The sequence below is a fragment of the Prevotella sp. P5-92 genome (assembly GCF_002251245.1).
In the GTDB taxonomy this organism is placed as follows: domain Bacteria; phylum Bacteroidota; class Bacteroidia; order Bacteroidales; family Bacteroidaceae; genus Prevotella.
Map to the genome: position 1 here is coordinate 1 of NZ_NPJG01000050.1, position 2,223 is coordinate 2,223.

At 32.0% G+C, this 2,223-nt stretch carries 2 protein-coding genes and 1 pseudogene; all 3 read left to right on the top strand.

All coding sequences use genetic code 11. The features are described 5' to 3' along the window. Window positions 1–581 (top strand): annotated as a pseudogene (locus CIK99_RS15240) (glycosyltransferase family 1 protein); the annotation flags it as partial. After that, window positions 582–1,859 carry an NAD(P)/FAD-dependent oxidoreductase gene (locus CIK99_RS05775; RefSeq protein ID WP_094380608.1) on the top strand — a complete coding sequence of 426 codons (1,278 nt, stop codon included), beginning with the start codon at window positions 582–584 and terminating at the stop codon, window positions 1,857–1,859. 11 nt (window positions 1,860–1,870) lie between these two features. Next, the gene (locus CIK99_RS16025) at window positions 1,871–2,125 is read left to right on the top strand and encodes an acyltransferase family protein (RefSeq protein WP_094380609.1); all 255 of its coding nucleotides are present in this window, start codon (window positions 1,871–1,873) and stop codon (window positions 2,123–2,125) included. Window positions 2,126–2,223: the final 98 nt, after the last annotated feature.

Consider the following 2,223-nt stretch of genomic DNA (forward strand, 5'->3'; position numbering starts at 1 on the left):
TATATCATCTGGCTTTGTCTATAGCGAATCAGTATAAAATTGATTCAACAACTTCATTTCCAAAAGTCTTTGATTTGGTTTTAATGGGTAGACAGAATGCTGTGTTGATGAAATTCTTGGAAGAATATTCAAATAATCACAAAGGCTTCAAGTATGTTTATAATAAATTGGATAATCATAAATATTCATATTTTACTTCTGATGGCGTTTGTTTGGGGAGCTTGGAAACTAGAGAAGATTTTATAGGTATGATGAGAAAAGCAAAGGTTACTTTTTATTCGACACCAGGTATTGATGGTGGTGAGGTTAGAACCAACGGCTTTAATCAGGTTACTCCAAGATTTTTAGAGCAAATATCAAGTTGCTGTCATGTAATAGCAAGATATCCAGATAATTCAGATGTTGAGTACTATGAACTTGAACGTTTTTGTCCAAGTATAAATAGCTATAAAGATTTTGAAAAAGTATTGGATAAAGCTAGAGTAGAAGATGTAAATTCTGCTTTTTATTCAAAGTATTTAGCTAAACACTATACTAGTGTTAGAGCTCATGAATTATCAAATATATTAAATAAGTTATAAATGGAAAAAATTGCAATTATTGGTGCTGGTATTTCTGGTTTAAGTACTGCACATTTTTTGAAAGATAAGTATGAAGTTACTGTTTTTGAAAAAGAGAACCGTCCAGGAGGCCTTATTCGTTGTCGTCGTGTAAATGGTAATTTATTTCATATTTGTGGTGGTCATGTGTTTAATTCTAAACGTCAGGATGTATTGAAATGGTTTTGGTCTAAGTTCATTCAGAATGAGGAGTTTTCAAAAACAGATCGTAATTCTTGCGTTTTTATGGACAAAGGTGATAATTCCTTGGTTCATGACAATATTCCATATCCGATAGAGAATCATATGTACCTTTTTAACGATGAAGTACAAAAGAAATTCTATGCTGATCTTGATGAAATAGATAAGGTGAAAGGTTTAAATGCAAAATTTACGGATTATGAAAGTTTTGGCGATTTTCTTCGTTGGCGTTTTGGCAAAACTTTATATGATATGTATTTTGAACCTTACAACAAGAAGGTGTGGAGACGTGATCTTACAACTGTACCAATGTCATGGATGGAAGGTAAACTTCCTATGCCTACAACACAAGAAATGCGTGATAATAATGCGAATAAAGTTGAAGAAAAGGCTTTTGTACATTCTACTTTCTGGTATGAAAAAAATAATGGTTCTCAATATATTGCCGATAAATTGGCAGAAGGACTTTATGTTATTTATAATAGCAATATTAATTCTATAGAGAAGAATGGTGAAAAATGGGTCGTTTGTGGTAAAGAGTTTGATAAAGTTGTATATTGTGGCAATATCAAGGATATGATAAAAGTTGTCAAGGGTATAGACTTCTCAAAATATGAGTTAGAGGTAGAGGCCTTGAAGTATCATGGAACGACTGCTGTTTTCTGTGAAATTGATAAGAATCCTTATTCTTGGATATATCAGCCTAGTAAACAACACGAGAGTCATCGTATTATTTGTACAGGTAATTTTGCTGAAAGTAATAATTCTGATTTACCAGAAGGACGTATTACTGCTACTGTGGAATTTACAGATGCTATTAGTAAGGAAGATATACTTGAAAATTTGAAAAAGATACCTCTTCATCCAAAGTATCTTGATCATAAATACAACAAATACACGTATCCAATACAAGATGCTAATACCCGCAACATGATTAAAGAACTTAAAAAGGATGTTTCTAAAAATAATTTCTTTTTTACAGGACGTTTTGCAGATTGGGAATATTATAATATGGATGTTGCAATAGGTGCAGCAATGGATTTGTGTTCTAAAATTTAACTAAGCGTTTTATGGATAAAGCAAAGATATATTTTCATAATATTGATGCACTAAAAGGATTAGCAATTTTATTGATGGTTATGGCACATGTATTGGCATGGTCATATAGGGAGCCTAACTTTCTTAATAAATCTTTATGTGAACTTGAACAGAATCAATTTTGTGCAGCTTTTATGTTTAGATTGATTTATTCTTTTCATATGCCATTGCTTTTCTTTGTGTCTGGTTTTTTGTTCTACCTCAAATCCGCAACCTATAGGGTTTAGTGGGATTTTGCTTGCAAAGCGACAAAATTCATTTTATTGTACATATTTCTTGCACAACAGAAATGTCGCAGACACAAAATCCCCTTACCCCATAAAGC

What these genes read in the sequence shown, in the direction of transcription:
- CIK99_RS05775 (WP_094380608.1), top strand. Translation starts at nt 582, where the DNA reads ATGGAAAAAATTGCAATTATTGGTGCTGGTATTTCTGGTTTAAGTACT.
- CIK99_RS16025 (WP_094380609.1), top strand. Translation starts at nt 1,871, where the DNA reads ATGGATAAAGCAAAGATATATTTTCATAATATTGATGCACTAAAAGGA.